We start from the raw sequence: 15,612 nt of genomic DNA on the forward strand, positions 1-15,612 counted from the left end.
ATGAGCTTAAGAACTTTTCTAGACAAGATAGAGCCCAACTTTCACAAGGGTGGGCGGTATGAAAAGATGTACCCGCTGTACGAAGCCGTCGACACGATCTTCTATTCGCCTGGTTCCGTAACTGCAGCGAACACCCACGTTCGCGACGGCATCGACCTCAAGCGGATCATGATCACGGTCTGGGTCTGCGTCTTCCCCGCCATGTTCTTCGGTATGTGGAACATCGGTTTCCAGGCAAACACCTATCTTGCAGAAGCCGGCATCGCCATGGATCAGGGCTGGCGTTACAGCCTGATCGCTGCGCTTGCAGGCAACGATCCGTCCAGTATCTGGGACAACATGATCTATGGTGCAATGCACTTCCTGCCAATCTACCTGACGGTCTTTATAGTCGGTGGTGCCTGTGAGGTCGTTTTCGCCACGATCAGGAAGCATGAAGTCAACGAAGGCTTCTTCGTCACCTCGATACTCTTCGCGTTGATCTGCCCGCCGGATCTGCCCTTGTGGCAGGCTGCACTGGGCATCATCTTCGGTGTCGTCATCGGCAAGGAAGTGTTTGGCGGTACGGGCAAGAACTTCCTCAATCCTGCGCTGGCGGGTCGAGCGTTCCTGTATTTCGCCTATCCGGCGCAGATGTCGGGTGACTCGGTCTGGACAGCAGTGGATGGTTTCAGTGGTGCGACGCCGCTTAGCGTTGCCGCTTCCGGCGGTATGGAAGCCCTGCAGGGTAGCCTGACCTGGTTCGACGCCTTCCTCGGTTTCCACCAGGGCAGTATCGGTGGCACCAGCGACCTCGCCATCATGATAGGCGGCGTGATCCTCCTCATCATGGGTATCGCCTCACTGCGTATCGTCCTCGGTGTGGTGCTCGGTGTTGTGCTGACTGCTGGCCTGCTCAACCTGGTCGGTTCGGATACGAACCCCATGTTCGCGTTGCCTCCGCACTGGCACTTCGTCATCGGTGGTCTGACCTTCGGCATGTTCTTCATGGCGACAGATCCTGTGTCTGCTTCGCATACACAAACAGGCCGCTGGATCTTCGGTATGCTTATCGGCGCCATGACCGTGCTGATCAGGGTCGTAAACCCGGCTTTCCCCGAAGGCATCATGCTCGCGATACTGTTCGCGAACCTGTTCTCGCCATTCATCGACCATCTCGTCGTGCAGGCGAATATCAAGCGGAGGCTCGCCCGTGGCTAAAGGATCATCAACTGGAAAAACCCTTACGGTCGCCTTTCTGTTGTGCATCGTGTGTTCGGTCGTGGTTTCAGCCGCCGCCGTCATGCTGCGACCGGTACAGACTGAAAATCGCGAGCTGAACGTCAAGGAAAACATCCTGCGGGCGGCTGGCATGATAGAGCCGGGGTCATCGAAGGCCGAAGTCGAAGAGCGTTTTGCGAGTATCACGCCAAAGCTGGTCGAGCTGGAAACCGGGCGCTTCATCGAGCCTTCGGAAATCGGCCTCAAGAGCATTGAAGAGTTTCAGCAGCAGAAAGTCGCCACCAGGGAAGGGACGTCCTACACCCTGAGCCAGGCTGAAGACATTGCTGGCCTGGGCCGTGTGGAGAAATACGCCAAGGTTTATCTGGCTGAAGAGAACGGTGAAATCAATCGGGTTATCGTTCCTGTTCGCGGTTACGGTCTCTGGTCGACGCTGTATGGTTTCATGGCGCTGGAAAATGATGCCAATACCATTGCCGGCTTTGGCTTCTACGAGCATGGTGAAACACCTGGTCTTGGTGGCGAGGTTGATAATCCGGCCTGGAAGGCTCAGTGGAGCGGGAAGGAAGTTTACGGTGAGGATGGTGAGGTTGCGATCCGCTTGATCAAGGGCGGCGCGAATCCATCTGCACCTGGTGCTGAACATCATATCGACTCGCTCTCGGGCGCGACGCTGACCAGCCGCGGTATCGAGAACCTGATCCAGTACTGGCTCGGCGATAGCGGCCTCAAGCCCTTTCTTGAGCGCATAAAGAACGGAGAGATTCGCAATGTCTAAAAATCGTGTCGCGGAGATCGTCTTTGATCCGATCTTCAACAACAATCCGATTGCCCTGCAGATTCTGGGTATCTGTTCCGCGCTTGCGGTAACGACCAGTCTTCAGTTGTCGCTGGTCATGGGTGTGGCGGTCATGCTGGTTACCGCATGCTCCAGTGCGCTGATCTCGGTTATTCGTTCCCAGATACCCAGCAGTATACGAATCATCGTGCAGATGACCATTATCGCTTCTCTGGTAATCGTCGTAGACCAGCTGCTCAAGGCCTATGCCTACGAAATGAGCAAGCAGCTTTCGGTCTTCGTTGGTCTCATCATCACCAACTGTATCGTCATGGGCCGTGCTGAAGCCTATGCCATGCAGAATGGGCCGGTGCTGAGTTTCCTCGATGGCATCGGAAATGGTCTCGGCTATGCCGTGCTGCTTATCTTTGTAGCTTTCTTCCGTGAGCTGCTCGGTGCGGGCAAGCTCTTTGGCGTGGAAATACTGCCCCTCCAGGCAAACGGTGGCTGGTACCTGCCTAACGGTCTCTTGCTGCTGCCGCCGAGCGCGTTCTTCATCATCGGCCTGGCTATCTGGGCCCTCAGAAGCTGGAAAGTCGAACAGGTCGAACCTAAGGACTATAAGCTTGCACCGCATCGTGTCAGGGAGGCCTTCTGATGTTTGAGCAATATCTGAGCCTGTTCATCAAGGCCGTATTCGTTGAAAACATGGCACTGGCCTTCTTCCTGGGCATGTGTACCTTCCTGGCTATTTCCAAGAAGATCGAAGCGGCTATCGGTCTGGGCATTGCTGTAACGGTGGTGCTGGCCATTACCGTTCCAGTCAACAACCTGATCTTCAACAGTCTGCTGCGTGAAGGGGCTCTGTCCTGGGCGGGCCTGCCGAACGTCGATCTGAGCTTCCTGGGCCTGCTGACCTATATCGGTGTTATCGCCGCTATTGTCCAGATCCTGGAAATGGTGCTGGATAAGTACTTTGTTGCGCTCTATGCAGCATTGGGCGTGTTCCTGCCCCTGATTACGGTTAACTGCGCAATCCTCGGTGCCTCACTGTTCATGGTCGAGCGGGACTACGAGTTTGGCGAAAGTGTGGTGTATGGACTGGGTGCAGGCGTTGGCTGGGCGCTGGCCATCATCGCGCTGGCCGGTATTCGAGAGAAGCTCAAGTATTCGGACGTGCCTGATGGCCTGAGAGGGCTGGGTATCACCTTTATCACGGTCGGTCTGATGTCGCTAGGCTTCATGTCGTTCTCTGGTATTTCGCTGTAATTCGGCCCTCACCCAGACAGAGGTAGAAACATGGATACGGAAATTATGCTCGGCGTTGGCATGTTCACTGTCATCGTTCTGAGCCTCGTGGCAGTCATTCTGATTGCGCGATCTCGCCTGGTCAGCACCGGCGACGTCAAGATCATCGTCAACGATGATCCCAAGAGCGCCATTACGACAGAAGCCGGTGGCAAATTGCTGCAGACACTGGCGAACGAAGGCATGTTCCTGTCGTCAGCCTGTGGCGGCGGCGGAACCTGCGCGCAATGCAAGTGCAAGGTGCTGGACGGTGGCGGCGGCATGCTGCCAACCGAAAAGACTCACTTCACCAACCGTGAGGAACGTGAAGGCTGGCGGCTGGCCTGTCAGGTCAGCGTCAAGCAGGACATGAAAATCGAGGTGCCTGAAGAGGTGTTCGGCGTCAAGAAGTGGGAATGCGAAGTCGTTTCCAACCATAACGTCGCCACCTTTATCAAGGAGCTCGTGTTGCAGTTGCCTGAAGGCGAGAATGTCGACTTCCGCGCTGGTGGTTACGTTCAGCTCGAGGCACCCCCGTACGAAGTGCACTTCAAGGACTTTGAGATCGAAGAGCGCTTCCGGGAAGACTGGGACAAGCACAATATCTGGCAGTACAAGGCCGTCAACAAGGAGCCTGTCATTCGGGCCTACTCGATGGCGAACTATCCGGATGAAAAAGGTGTGTTGAAGTTCAACATCCGAATCGCGACGCCACCTCCTGGTTCGGATCACCCGCCAGGCCTGATGTCTTCATGGGTGTTCTCATTGAAGCCGGGCGACAAGGTAACGGTGTTCGGTCCTTTCGGTGAGTTCTTCGCCAAGGAGACCGGCGCGGAGATGATATTCGTTGGCGGTGGTGCGGGCATGGCACCGATGCGTGCGCACCTGTTCGATCAGCTGCGTCGCATTCATTCAAAGCGGAAGATCTCCTTCTGGTACGGTGCGCGAAGCAAGCGCGAAATGTTCTACGTAAAGGATTTCGACGATCTTGCGGCCGAAAACGAGAACTTCGAGTGGCACGTTGCGCTCTCCGATCCGCTGCCCGAAGACAACTGGGAAGGCCCAACTGGCTTCATTCACAACGTCCTGCTGGAAAACTATCTGAAGAACCACCCGGCACCGGAAGATTGTGAGTTCTATATGTGCGGGCCGCCGATGATGAACGCTGCCGTAATCAAGATGCTCAAGGATCTCGGTGTCGAAGAAGAGAACATCATGCTCGACGACTTCGGAGGCTGATTGACAGTTACGACTTTGAAGCAGGCGCAAGCCTGCTTTTTTTATTGTTCGTTTCTCATTCGTGGCGCTGCCAGGCTGCCTCGGTATCTCGGACTGATCACTGTGCTCGTGCTGACGGCAGCCTGCGACGGCGCAGCGCCAGATAAGGTAGGTGCCTCCGCAGCTACTGCGCAGGAGGCCCTGCGAGAGGTGTCCGGTCCCATCATGGGCACACAGTACTCGGTAAAGTGGACGGGCGAGTTCTTTACTGACGCCAAGCGCGTCATCCACACAGAACTGGAGCGAATCAATTCGCTCATGTCCACCTACGACCCGTCTTCGGAACTGTCGCGTTTCAACCAGAGCCCGGTCGGTGAATGGTTCGAAATTTCACCGGAAACGCTTGCGACCATGAAGGTTGCCAGGGAGGTAAATCAGGCCTCAGGTGGTGCTCTCGATGTCACAGTCGGCGCTCTGGTCAATCTTTGGGGCTTCGGCCCGGAAGGACGGGTCACCCATGAGCCCTCGCAGGCAGATATCGACAAGGCGCGAGAGCGCTCGGGCTTTGATAAACTTGAGCTGGATTTAGAGCGTTCACGCATCCGCAAGACTTCAGACATCTATGTCGATCTTTCAGCGGTCGCCAAGGGCTACGCAGTCGACAAGGTCGCTGAACTGCTCGAAAGCAAAGGCATCAGCGACTATCTCGTAGATATCGGCGGCGAACTGCGAATGTCTGGCCACAAGCCGGATGGCTCGCAATGGCGAATTGCCATCGAAGCACCGAAAATCGAAATCAGGGAGATCTTCAAGATTTTCTCCTTCGATAAAGCTGCCATCGCAACTTCTGGCGACTACCGTAACTATTTCGAGCAAGACGGTGTTCGCTATTCGCACACCATAGACCCACGTAGCGGCCGCCCGATACAGCACGCGCTCGTTTCCGTCAGCATCGTCTCGGATCAATCTGCAGTTGCGGACGCCTGGGCCACGGCATTGATGGCGGTAGGCCCTGAAACTGCGAAAACGCTTTCACAGTCACATAATCTTGCTGTATTGCTTATAATGAAGGGGAGTAAAGGCTTCGAAACCTGGACTTCACCGCGGCTCGAGGCCCTGCAGAGCGAGCAGCCTGTCGAGCCAGCGGCAGATCAGCGCTAGTAGGCAGATTAACCAGACAGGTCGCTAGGCACTCAGTCTTAGGAGGAACACATGCAAACTTTTCTGATCGTTCTCGGCGCTATGCTTGTACTGATGGCATTGATGTCGGTAGGTGTATTGCTCGGCCGCAAGCCCATTACCGGTAGCTGCGGCGGCATGAGCGCCCTGGGTATGGAAACAGAATGCGATGTCTGCGGTGGCAACAAGAACCGCTGCGAGAAGGAAAACGCCTGAGATGGCAGAGCATACTTATGACGTAGTCGTCATAGGCGCCGGGCCTGCGGGCGAGGGCGCTGCCATGAGCGCGGCAAAGCACGGTCGTCGTGTCGCCGTCATCGAAGACAAGAAGCAGGTCGGCGGTAACTGTGCCCATCGCGGCACCATTCCGTCGAAGGCTCTACGTCATAATGTCAGACAGATTATTCAGTTCAATACCAATCCCATGTTCAGGGATATTGGTGAGCCGCGGTGGTTCTCTTTTCCACGCGTGCTCAAGGACGCTGAACGCGTCATTGCCAAACAGGTCAAGCTCAGAACCGGTTTCTACGCCCGTAACCGGGTAGATCTGTATCATGGCAAAGCCTTCCTGTTGGACGAGCATCGCATCGAGGTGCGTGGTGCCGGCACGGCCAATGATGTGCTTGTCGCCAAGGAAATCGTCATTGCGACGGGCTCTCGCCCTTATCAGCCGCCGGATATCGATTTCAATCATCGCCGCATCTACTGCAGCGACAGCATTCTCAAGCTTGGCCATACGCCACGTACGCTCATCATCTATGGTGCTGGCGTCATCGGGTCGGAATATGCGTCGATTTTCGTGGGGCTCGGCGTCAAGGTCGACCTGATCAATCCCGGCTCAAAGCTGCTGAGTTTTCTCGACGATGAAATCTCCGACGCGCTGAGTTACCACCTGCGCGATAACGGCGTGCTGATGCGCCACAATGAGGAGTACGAGTCAGTCGAAGGTAACGAAACCGGCGTCATTCTCACCATGAAATCCGGCAAGAAGATTCGTGCCGATGCGTTTCTCTGGTGCAACGGCCGCTCGGGCAACACGGAGAAGCTTGGGCTGGAAAACGTTGGTCTCGAGTGTAACTCCAGAGGTCAGCTCAAGGTGGATGACCATTACCGAACGGAAGTCCCTCACATTTACGCCGTAGGTGATGTCATCGGATATCCCTCCCTGGCCAGTGCCGCTTATGATCAGGGTCGGTCGGCAGCCTCGGATCTGGTTTCGGATGCCTATTTCCGCTTTGTCGACGACGTCCCGACTGGTATCTATACAATCCCCGAAATCAGTTCAGTCGGTAAGACAGAAGCCGAGCTGACCGCCCAACGTGTCCCTTATGAAGTCGGGCAAGCCTTCTTCAAGCACCTGGCACGGGCGCAGATCACCGGGGATACGGTTGGTATGCTGAAAATTTTGTTCCATCGCGAAACGAAGCAGTTGCTGGGTATTCACTGCTTCGGCGACCAGGCCTCGGAGATCGTCCACATCGGTCAGGCCATCATGAGTCAGCCGGGAGAGCTGAACACCCTCGACTACTTCATCAACACGACCTTCAATTATCCCACCATGGCTGAAGCGTATCGCGTGGCGGCGCTCAATGGCCTGAACCGGATTTTCTAGAAGCGATCCTGCAGAATCTGCTGCATTCGCAGCGGATAGTCTGTGATGACGGAGTCTACGCCGGCGTCACAGACGCGTTGCCAGTCCTGACTGGCGTTTACCGTCCAGGTGGAAACTGCCAGGCCTTTCGCCCGTAGCTGATCCACCACTTCGCGACTGACCATCTGATGATTCAGGGCAACAATATCGTATGGGGGCGATGGCGTCTTCAGGAGGGCTTGCAGGACTTTCTCGACTTCGACCGCCAGTCCCTGCCGTAACCCCTTCACGCCTGCCTTCTGCACTAATTGCGGTACCAGTGGATGAAAGCTGGTGACCACACACTTTTCGAGCAGGTTCGGCGGGAGTTCACCGAGCATGGTGGTCAGCTGATCACACAGCCGCATCAAGGTGTTTGTGTCGGTCGATTTAACCTCCAACTGCACCTGCTCGACAGAGTCAGGCGCTTGTAAGAGTAGGTCGAGCACATCCTTCAGGGCAGGAATATGGCACTCCACCGGCCATGGCGGCCCCACCTTCCGGGCATCCAGCGTCACCAGTTCAGCCAGGGTTCTGTCAGCAGCTCGCCCGCTGACGCCGCAGGTTCTGGCAAGGTCCTCGTCATGAAGAATATAGATTTCATTATCGGAAGAGAGCTGCAGGTCGAACTCGAAGCTGTGGATGCCGTTTCGCCAGGCCCATTCGAAACCCTGCAAGGTATTTTCCGGCGCTTCGCCTCTCGCTCCGCGATGGCCAATCAGTATCGGTGTGCTCTGTGTCATGGGCGCTCCGTTTCGTCCTGGGGTTCAGCCTTGCGTCGCTGTCGTCTCGCTTTCCAGCTTTGGGCGATGGCCCGGCGCCACAGCAGGTCAATAGCAAAGTACCCGCCTACACTGGCCACGACGGCAACAACGAAAGACCCTAGATAGAGCGGCGCGCCGATATCACCGAGCTTGTTGAGAAACCAGTCCATGGTCGGCTCGAAAGCGAAGGGTTGCGGTTCCATGCCCAGCAGCCAGGCGCCAATGACATAGTTGGCATAGAACAGCGGCGGCATGGTCAGTGGATTGCTGATCCAGACGAGGGCGCACGACAGAGGCAGATTGCTGCGCAGCCAGATGGACACGAAGCCTGCAAACGCCATCTGGGCTGGCATGGGAATGAAGGCCCAGAACAGCCCATTGAGAAACGCACGGGATACTGAGCGGCGGTTGATATGCCAGAGGTTCGGATCATGCAGCACATCGCCCAGAAAATGGAGCGACTTGTTCGACTGGATCTTCTCCGGACTCGGCATCCATTTCTTGATGAGCTTCTTGGGCATGGTCTGCGATGATTTCGAATGACAGTGATTTTGAGAGCCGGTGTTGCTGGCCGATACCATAGCAGCGACTTTCAATTTAGAATAGCAGCGAATGCACAAGTTTTACGAACAGGATGTTCGATATGCGCACATGGATAGTGCTGCATCTGGCTGCCTTCGTTCTGGTGTTTGTATGCGCACCAGAGCTGGTCGGTCAGGCGCCGCAGTGGGCGATGCTGCCCGCGTTTCTCAGTTTACTTGCCCTCCTGGGGTATCGCCTGCTGGCCAGGCGCTGCCGATCTACCGCTCACAGGCGTCTGCCGGGTGCTCTCAAGCTATCGCGGCTGGTGTTTCTGCTCCTGATTGCGCTCGGTACCGGTACCGGTGCCTTGCATGGCGGCCTTCGCCTACAGCCTTATAGCGCTATGGCCATGACCGACGGCGCGGTGGAGCAATTGGCTGCCGGAGGTCGTCTTGCTGTTGCCGGGTACTTCTGCGCGCTGGATTTCGACAGCGAACGTAAGCTCATTGCCGGAACTACCATGAAACGCCCCCGAGTAGTGCGGATTTGTTTCGACGTCGAGCGCAGCCCTTCCGTCAGCTTACTTGAGGGCCGTCGTATCCTGCTCGAATGCAGCGGCTGCGCCAGACCGCAGCCCGGCCAGCCTTATCAGCTGCAGATCGATCTGCTAACAGACAAACGAGCGCTGCCGGTTAAAAGTGCGCTGGAGCTGCGAGTCGAGCGCTACAGGGCGCTGAGCCAGGGCGGACCTGTGCGAGCGAAGCTATTGACTGCGCAGCCAGATTCGTCGCTGCCGGCGAGGGTATCGCAGCGCCTACGGGCCGAAGCTCGGCAGGCGCTCATGGCCACGGTGGCGGATTCGCGCCATCTCGAAAGCTATCATGCCCTGTTTCTGGGCGATCGAACCGGCTTCAGCTATCAGCAGCGTGACGCCTTGTCCGTATCGGGTCTGTCTCATCTCATGGTGATTTCCGGGCTGCACGTCGGGTTGATGGCAGGCTTCGTTACAATAACGCTAAGGCTGGCAGCCAGGCTCTTCAAGCTTCCAGCCTGGCGTGTGCCGGTCTATCTGGGCACGGTGCTCAGTCTTCTCGGCTACCTCTGGCTGGTAGATTACGCAGTGCCGGTGCTGCGCGCGACGATCATGGCGCTGCTCTTCATCGCCTTGACACTACAGCGGCGGCGAATTCCGGTCACCGATTACTGGCTGATCACGCTCACCGCCTGCCTGTTTTTTGACCCCTTCGCCTTTATCAGCGCCGGCTTCTGGCTGTCGTTCGGGGCGGTGGCTGTCATCGCACTTGTGATGTCTGGACGTCTCCGGCTAGGGCCAGCACCGGCTGAGGTGTCGTTGCCGACGAAACGCCGTCAGCGGCTACAGCAGCAATGGCAAGCGCTCAAGGCCTGGCTGGGCGCATTCTGGCGGGTGCAATGGCAGCTTTTTGCGACACTGAGTGTGCTGTTGGCCGTATTCTTTCAGCAGGTCAGTCTGGCCGGCCTGATAACAAACCTGGTTGCCATACCACTGGTCACACTACTACTAGTGCCTGTCGGTTTCCTGGCCCTGCTCAGCAAGGTCTGGGCTGGAAGCTGGCCCCTGGTGCCGCTGCTTATCGATCTCACTGACACGCTGTTCGATGCATTCTGGGTCATCGTCAATAGCGGTGAGCACTTTCCCGTGTTTACGACGGAGCCGCTATCGCCTGGCGCGCTTGGGCTCTTGCTGCTGCTGTCGGTGCCGACGCTCTGGTGCTGGCATATGCCATTCTCGCCATGGCTGCATGCGAGCAAGCTTCTACTCCTGACTGGCATGGTCACCGCCACCACCCGCAGCCCGGTGCCTGCAGAGGCAGAAGTATTCCGCTTTATCGTCTTTGATGTAGGGCAGGGGCATGCGGCCTTGTTGGACGATGGTGAGACAACGCTCCTGTTTGATACCGGGCCGGTTTTTCCCATCAGTAGCGGCTTCAGTGGCGGTCGATTAATTCCTGGCGGTGGTGGACGGCCCTTCAATCCGGCTGCCGATCAGATCCTGCCTTACCTGACGCAGCGGACGCGGGGAACTGAAGATGAAGCCCCTTTGAACGCGCGCCCGACTCTGGACTACCTCGTCGTGAGTCACGCCGATCACGACCATGCAGGCGGCACGGATGTCTTGTTGCAGCATCTGGATGTGTCGAGACTGGTCAGCGGTGAACCGGACAAGCTCAACCGCATCCTGGCGATCGATCACGCAGAGCGGCCAAACCCTGCCAACCCACAAGCCGGTCTGGTGCACTTCACTCAGTGTCTGGCGGGTCGGGGCTTCAGCTCCAGAGGATATCGTGTCGAGACGTTGTGGCCACTCAGCCCGGCGGAGGGGGCGAGGTTCGCAGGCAACGATCTGTCCTGTGTGCTCCGGGTAACCACGCCCTCCGGGAAAACCATCATGCTCACAGGCGATATCGAGAAGCCAGCGCTGCAGGCGATGGTCCGGCACTATAATGCAGCGCAGCGTCCGGGCAGCCTGCTGGATGTCGATATACTGGTGCTGCCCCACCACGGCAGCCGTTCGAGCTTTCTGCCCGCTTTCATAAGCGCAGTGACGCCTGAGCAGGCGATCGTGCCAGCAGGGGCCAATAATCGCTTTGGCCATCCGCATTCACAGCCTATAGATTGGCTTACCCGCCGCGGTGTGGAGATCTGGAATACCGGGACTCAGGGTTACTATGAGTTCACCGATCCCCTGTAAGGAGGCTTACCAGGCCTGTGCGCAGAGATTAGTCTATGCTTCCAAAGCCTTACTTATGCTAGAGTGACCGCCGAATAATCGGCAGCTGAATTACGAACGGGAGAAAACAGTGCTGGAAATGCTCATGGCTGGCGGGTTCATCATGATACCCATCCTGCTCTGCTCAATAATTGCCTTCGCGATCATCCTCGAGCGCTTCTGGACGCTTCGCCACAGCAAGATCGTGCCTCAGGAAGTGATTAACGATGTGCTGGGCAAGCTCAAGAACAAGCAGCTCACTACACGCTACCTCAAGGACCTCAGAGACAAGGCGCCAATCGGCCGTCTGCTCTCAACCGGTCTGCTCAACGCCAAACATGGCCGCGAGATCATGAAAGAAAGCATCGAGGAAGAAGCGAGCCATGTCGTTCACGACCTCGAGCAGTTTCTCACGGCGCTGGGTACGGTAGCTGCTGTAGCGCCATTGCTGGGTTTGCTCGGTACGGTCATCGGCATGATCGAAGTATTCGCCGAGATCCAGATTGCCGGAGCCGGTAATACTCAGGCACTTGCCGGCGGTATATCTAAAGCACTGATCACTACAGCGGTTGGCCTGACTGTTGCCATTCCGGCGCTTGTTGCGCATCGCTACTTTCAGCGTCGGGTCGATGAAATCGTCGTCGAGCTCGAGCAGCGTTCGCTGAAGCTGGTCGAAGTCGTCCACGGTGAGCGTGAGGTGAACGAAGAGGGGACCGGCCCGCTGTGAAGTTCAAGCGTCAACACAAGGAAGAGCTGTCGGTCAACCTGACTCCGCTAATCGACATTGTCTTTCTGCTGCTGATCTTTTTCATGGTATCGACGACCTTCACCAAGGAGTCGAGGCTTCAGATCGATCTGCCGAAGGCGTCCAGCGATCCGGTTGCTGCCGAAACCACACAGCTCGAAGTGGTTATCGATCCCCAGGGCAAGTACCGGGTCAATGACCGGCTTCTGGTCAACAGTCAGCTCAACACGCTGAAGCGGGCGGTCGAGCAGCTCTCGGAAGGTAATTCGTCCCTGCCATTCATCATCACGGCAGATGCCCAGACGCCGCACGAGTTCGTGGTAAGGGCAATGGACGCTGCCGGTCAGCTCGGCTTCTCAAAGCTGAGTATCACCACTGCAGCGCAGGCGCCAGAAGATGACGCAGCTGGGGTCGATGGCGGTGCTGATGCTCAGTAAGGTCATCAGCATTTTCGTAATCCGTAGTGTTGCCAGGTGGACCCGTAGTGGCCGATAGACAAAGTAACCTGGAAGGCCTGTCGTCCGATGCCGATGAATACCCGAGCTGGCAGGTGTACCGACGAATTCTCGGGTATGTCAAAACGCTCAAGAAGTGGTTCATTCTCGCCATTATCGGCAACGTCATTTATGCCACGGCCAGCGCGCTCATGGCGCCCGGCCTGAAGTACATCATCAACAGCATCGAGAACCCGACCGAGACCAACCGCCTGTTGGTGTCTGGTCTTATCGTGGCCCTGTTCATGCTGCGCGGCCTTGGCGCATTCATGGGCCAGTACTTCATGGCCAATGTGTCGCGGGGCATTGTTCACGACATGCGGCAGAAGCTCTTCCAGAATCTGATCAGGCTGCCCGCAACGTTCTTTGACCGAAATAGTGCAGGCCATCTGCTGGCGAAATTCACCTACAACATCGAGCAGGTGACGTTCGCCGCCACCAATGCGGTGACGCTCATCCTGCGCGAAGGGCTGACTGTGGTGGGCTTGCTCATCTACATGCTGTACGAGAACTGGCGCCTGACGCTTATCTTTCTCATAGCCGGACCGATCATCGCGCTGGTTATCCGGGTCGTCACGCGACGCTTTCATCGTTTGAGCAAACAGATCCAGCTATCGATGGGCGATGTCAATCACGTGACCGGTGAGCTGATAGGCGGCTATCAGGTGGTACGGACCTTCGGTGGCGAAGATCGCGAAGTTGCCAGGTTTACCAAGGTCAGCAAGAACAATGTTCGTCAGTCGCTGAAAATGGCGCTGACGCAGGCGGTGTCTACACCCATCATTCAGATCATTATCTCCTTGTGTATCGCAGTCCTGGTCTGGGTCGTGCTGGATCCGGCGATTCTGCAGGATATGTCTACGGGTGCAATCGTTGCGTTCCTCACTGCTGCGGTCACCTGTGCAAAGCCGGTGAGGCAACTGACCAGTGTGAATGCTGTGATACAACGGGGTATTTCTGCGGCCCAAGATGTATTCATGCTGATCGACGAGCCGCGTGAAGCCGATACCGGCACCCATGTGGCGGAACGGGTTCGGGGTGACATCGAGATCAGTCATCTGACCTTCACGTATCCTGGTCAGGACGAGCCCGTGTTGAGGGACGTCTCACTCTCGATCAAGGCCGGGCAGACCATCGCGCTCGTCGGTGCATCAGGTAGTGGCAAGTCAACGCTCAGTAGCTTGCTGCCGCGCTTCTACGACTGTGAGCCTGGGCAGATTCTGCTCGACGGCCTCCCACTGCAGAATTACACGCTCCGCAGCCTTCGTCAGCAGATCGCTCTGGTAACACAGCAGACCATTCTGTTTAACGACACTGTGCACAACAACATTGCCTACGGTGATCTGGGCGATGTGTCCAGAGAAGCGGTGCGGCAGGCAGCCAAGGACGCCAACGCACTGGAGTTCATAGAAGCCTTGCCTGAAGGCTTCGATACCAGCCTCGGTGATGATGGCAAGCGTCTGTCCGGTGGACAGCGTCAACGAATCGCAATCGCCCGTGCACTGCTGAAAAATGCACCGGTGCTCGTACTCGACGAGGCGACCTCGGCGCTGGACACCGTCTCTGAGCGAGCCATTCAGGATGCACTCGAACGCCTGATGAAAGGCAGGACAGTCATCCTGGTCGCCCATAGGCTCTCCACCATCGAACAGGCAGACCTGATTGTGGTCATGAATGATGGCCGGATCGTCGAGCAAGGGACGCATGAAGAGCTGTTGGCGAAGCAGGGCGCCTACGCCATGTTGCACAGTCAGCAGGTCAACGATCGTTCGAGTGAGACAGTAGAGCAAGCGGAAGAGCCGGCAAGTCCTTCGTCCGCGCAGAGTCCGGACAGCAACGATTGAGTGCCCCATGACCAGCTGGCTGGAGCAAATCTGGTATCCTGCAGCAAATGAGCCTCTCTCCCCGCTGCAGCGACTGGTTCTCCTGCTGCTTGTACCACTCTCCTGGTTGTTTAACAGCATTGCCAGCCGCCGTCGGCGGCGACTGACGGCATCCGCTGAGGCGTCGCAGGTGCCTACGCTTATCGTCGGTAACCTCAGCGTGGGCGGTACTGGTAAGACGCCGCTCGTTATTGCGCTCATCCAGCGCCTCAAGGCTGACGGATATCGGGTTGGCGTAATCAGTCGTGGCTATGGCGGCAAACCGACTACTGGCGAATACCCGCTCGATGTGGCCTCGCATCCGTTGGCTGCTGAGGTTGGTGACGAGCCTCTGCTGATTCATCGCGCTACAGGCGTTCCCGTCTTCGTGGATCCGGACCGGCCGCGCGCGCGCCGCGAATTGCTGAAAAATCATTCCTGTGATCTTGTGATCAGCGACGACGGGTTACAGCATTACGCGCTTTCACGCGACTTCGAACTCGTCGTTATCGATGCGAAACGCGGCCTTGGCAATGGATATTGCCTGCCTGCCGGCCCCTTACGGGAACCGCCTTCAAGACTTTCAGAGATCGATGCCGTAGTGATCAACCACGGTGCTGTCGTCGGAGGGGCCGAGCCTGAATCTGCTGTCGCCTTACGCGGTAGTACAGGGTTTGACGGGAAGCACAGCTGGGCCATGACCCTGGTTCCACAGCCCCTCAGGCCGCTACAAGTCTCTGCACCCGGGCAGCCTGCCGGCGCTGTGCAATCGCAGCCGCTGCCGCAGCCGGGCAAAACGCTTACCGCTGTAGCCGGGATTGGCAATCCGAAGCGATTCTTCGATACCCTCCGCGCTCTCGGATATAAGGTGATAGAAAAGCCGTTTCCTGATCACCACGACTTTACGGTGGATGATTTCAGTGGTCTGCAAGGTCCTCTGGTCATGACCGAGAAGGACGCCGTGAAATGCCGCAAGCTCCTGTCGACATTTGACGAAACGTGCTGGGTGCTTGGCGTCACGGCCACACTTCCGGACCAATTCTACCAGCACGTCGTAAGACATCTACTCGGTGTCGAAGCGCCAGGAATACGGTAAAGTAGAGCCAGCAGAAGCAGCGCATTGACGCGCTGTCCTCGTTTTCGATAAACGGAGTTCAGTCATC

15 protein-coding genes are annotated in these 15,612 nt (G+C 57.0%); 13 read left to right on the plus strand and 2 right to left on the minus strand.

Going from position 1 to position 15,612, the window contains the following annotated elements; genetic code table 11:
• Genes ACH3PB_RS04400 through sthA form a run of 8 tightly spaced genes read left to right on the plus strand, consistent with a single transcriptional unit; the run spans window position 1 to window position 7,295 of the window.
• Window positions 1-1,200 carry an NADH:ubiquinone reductase (Na(+)-transporting) subunit B gene (locus tag ACH3PB_RS04400; protein WP_416398216.1) on the plus strand — a complete coding sequence of 400 codons (1,200 nt, stop codon included), beginning with the start codon at window positions 1-3 and terminating at the stop codon, window positions 1,198-1,200.
• Window positions 1,193-1,999, plus strand: a complete 807-nt coding sequence (locus ACH3PB_RS04405; RefSeq protein ID WP_416398217.1) for a Na(+)-translocating NADH-quinone reductase subunit C — start codon at window positions 1,193-1,195, stop codon at window positions 1,997-1,999. The genes ACH3PB_RS04400 and ACH3PB_RS04405 overlap by 8 nt, the downstream gene beginning before the upstream one ends.
• Window positions 1,992-2,657 (plus strand): NADH:ubiquinone reductase (Na(+)-transporting) subunit D, encoded by a 666-nt coding sequence (locus tag ACH3PB_RS04410; RefSeq protein ID WP_416398218.1) that lies wholly within the window; start codon window positions 1,992-1,994, stop codon window positions 2,655-2,657. Before ACH3PB_RS04405 ends, ACH3PB_RS04410 begins: the two co-directional genes overlap by 8 nt.
• A complete protein-coding gene (gene nqrE, locus ACH3PB_RS04415; protein ID WP_416398219.1) occupies window positions 2,657-3,268 on the plus strand; it encodes an NADH:ubiquinone reductase (Na(+)-transporting) subunit E in 612 nt (203 codons plus the stop codon). The genes ACH3PB_RS04410 and nqrE overlap by 1 nt, the downstream gene beginning before the upstream one ends.
• Window positions 3,269-3,298: 30 nt before the next feature.
• Window positions 3,299-4,525 (plus strand): NADH:ubiquinone reductase (Na(+)-transporting) subunit F, encoded by a 1,227-nt coding sequence (gene nqrF / locus ACH3PB_RS04420; protein ID WP_416398221.1) that lies wholly within the window; start codon window positions 3,299-3,301, stop codon window positions 4,523-4,525.
• Window positions 4,526-5,665, plus strand: a complete 1,140-nt coding sequence (locus tag ACH3PB_RS04425; protein WP_416398222.1) for an FAD:protein FMN transferase — start codon at window positions 4,526-4,528, stop codon at window positions 5,663-5,665.
• 51 nt (window positions 5,666-5,716) lie between these two features.
• Window positions 5,717-5,899: a (Na+)-NQR maturation NqrM gene (gene nqrM / locus ACH3PB_RS04430; protein WP_416398223.1), complete on the plus strand. Its 183-nt coding sequence runs from the start codon at window positions 5,717-5,719 to the stop codon at window positions 5,897-5,899.
• Between the two features lies 1 nt (window position 5,900).
• Window positions 5,901-7,295 carry a Si-specific NAD(P)(+) transhydrogenase gene (sthA, locus tag ACH3PB_RS04435; RefSeq protein ID WP_416398224.1) on the plus strand — a complete coding sequence of 465 codons (1,395 nt, stop codon included), beginning with the start codon at window positions 5,901-5,903 and terminating at the stop codon, window positions 7,293-7,295.
• On the opposite strand, the gene ACH3PB_RS04440 is transcribed toward sthA, so the two are convergent.
• Window positions 7,292-8,056 carry a glycerophosphodiester phosphodiesterase gene (locus tag ACH3PB_RS04440; protein WP_416398226.1) on the minus strand — a complete coding sequence of 255 codons (765 nt, stop codon included), beginning with the start codon at window positions 8,054-8,056 and terminating at the stop codon, window positions 7,292-7,294. The two genes, sthA and ACH3PB_RS04440, sit on opposite strands and share 4 nt — an antisense overlap.
• A complete protein-coding gene (locus ACH3PB_RS04445; RefSeq protein WP_416398228.1) occupies window positions 8,053-8,598 on the minus strand; it encodes a DUF2062 domain-containing protein in 546 nt (181 codons plus the stop codon). The genes ACH3PB_RS04440 and ACH3PB_RS04445 overlap by 4 nt, the downstream gene beginning before the upstream one ends.
• Before the next feature lie 122 nt (window positions 8,599-8,720).
• On the opposite strand from ACH3PB_RS04445, the gene ACH3PB_RS04450 reads away from it, so the two are divergent.
• The 5 genes from ACH3PB_RS04450 to lpxK all read left to right on the plus strand — a co-directional run bounded on the left by ACH3PB_RS04450 (window position 8,721) and on the right by lpxK (window position 15,545).
• Window positions 8,721-11,330 (plus strand): DNA internalization-related competence protein ComEC/Rec2, encoded by a 2,610-nt coding sequence (locus ACH3PB_RS04450; protein WP_416398229.1) that lies wholly within the window; start codon window positions 8,721-8,723, stop codon window positions 11,328-11,330.
• A 109-nt stretch (window positions 11,331-11,439) separates the two neighbouring features.
• Window positions 11,440-12,075 (plus strand): MotA/TolQ/ExbB proton channel family protein, encoded by a 636-nt coding sequence (locus tag ACH3PB_RS04455; protein WP_416398230.1) that lies wholly within the window; start codon window positions 11,440-11,442, stop codon window positions 12,073-12,075.
• Window positions 12,072-12,530: an ExbD/TolR family protein gene (locus ACH3PB_RS04460; protein ID WP_416398231.1), complete on the plus strand. Its 459-nt coding sequence runs from the start codon at window positions 12,072-12,074 to the stop codon at window positions 12,528-12,530. Before ACH3PB_RS04455 ends, ACH3PB_RS04460 begins: the two co-directional genes overlap by 4 nt.
• A gap of 47 nt (window positions 12,531-12,577) precedes the next feature.
• Complete coding sequence (gene msbA / locus ACH3PB_RS04465; RefSeq protein ID WP_416398232.1) at window positions 12,578-14,431, plus strand: lipid A export permease/ATP-binding protein MsbA; 1,854 nt, start codon at window positions 12,578-12,580, stop codon at window positions 14,429-14,431.
• Window positions 14,432-14,438: 7 nt separating this feature from the next.
• Window positions 14,439-15,545, plus strand: a complete 1,107-nt coding sequence (gene lpxK / locus ACH3PB_RS04470; protein ID WP_416398234.1) for a tetraacyldisaccharide 4'-kinase — start codon at window positions 14,439-14,441, stop codon at window positions 15,543-15,545.
• Window positions 15,546-15,612 lie beyond the last annotated feature (67 nt).

Origin of the sequence: Allohahella sp. A8 (assembly GCF_047946665.1) — a bacterium.
Lineage (GTDB): Bacteria > Pseudomonadota > Gammaproteobacteria > Pseudomonadales > Oleiphilaceae > Allohahella.

Coding starts and splice junctions, on each gene's coding strand:
- ACH3PB_RS04400 (WP_416398216.1), top strand. CDS start 1: ATGAGCTTAAGAACTTTTCTAGACAAGATAGAGCCCAACTTTCACAAG.
- ACH3PB_RS04410 (WP_416398218.1), top strand. CDS start 1,992: ATGTCTAAAAATCGTGTCGCGGAGATCGTCTTTGATCCGATCTTCAAC.
- nqrE (WP_416398219.1), top strand. CDS start 2,657: ATGTTTGAGCAATATCTGAGCCTGTTCATCAAGGCCGTATTCGTTGAA.
- nqrF (WP_416398221.1), top strand. CDS start 3,299: ATGGATACGGAAATTATGCTCGGCGTTGGCATGTTCACTGTCATCGTT.
- nqrM (WP_416398223.1), top strand. CDS start 5,717: ATGCAAACTTTTCTGATCGTTCTCGGCGCTATGCTTGTACTGATGGCA.
- sthA (WP_416398224.1), top strand. CDS start 5,901: ATGGCAGAGCATACTTATGACGTAGTCGTCATAGGCGCCGGGCCTGCG.
- ACH3PB_RS04440 (WP_416398226.1), bottom strand. CDS start 8,056: ATGACACAGAGCACACCGATACTGATTGGCCATCGCGGAGCGAGAGGC.
- ACH3PB_RS04445 (WP_416398228.1), bottom strand. CDS start 8,598: ATGCCCAAGAAGCTCATCAAGAAATGGATGCCGAGTCCGGAGAAGATC.
- ACH3PB_RS04450 (WP_416398229.1), top strand. CDS start 8,721: ATGCGCACATGGATAGTGCTGCATCTGGCTGCCTTCGTTCTGGTGTTT.
- lpxK (WP_416398234.1), top strand. CDS start 14,439: ATGACCAGCTGGCTGGAGCAAATCTGGTATCCTGCAGCAAATGAGCCT.